This window comes from Pseudomonas amygdali (genome assembly GCF_002699855.1).
GTDB lineage: Bacteria > Pseudomonadota > Gammaproteobacteria > Pseudomonadales > Pseudomonadaceae > Aquipseudomonas > Aquipseudomonas amygdali.
The window spans coordinates 1-275 of sequence record NZ_LKBW01000242.1; the positions used below are offsets into that span (position 1 = coordinate 1).

General features: G+C 51.3%; 1 protein-coding gene. It reads left to right on the forward strand.

Annotated elements, in window-relative coordinates:
* Positions 1 to 275: IS3 family transposase (locus AO277_RS15415; protein WP_143492792.1), on the forward strand; the 275-nt coding region annotated here is incomplete at both ends.

Here is a 275-nt window from a genome sequence, read left to right on the forward strand (position 1 = left end):
CGATTATCTAAAAAAGCTCGATGCCTTGGTTCAGAAGAAGCAACGAATAGCGCAGCAGAAAAAGCGCAAATCGTAATAGAACTGAGGCCTTTGCATTCTCTGGACGGCCTGCTGAAGTTTGCCGGTCTGGCACGCAGCACTTTTTACTATCAACAAAAGGTACTGCTGGTAGACGACAAATACGCAGGGCTGAAGGACCTGATTCAGGCCACGTTCTACGAGCATAAGGGCCGGTATGGCTATCGTCGCATCACGGCAGTCTTGCGCAGGGCGGG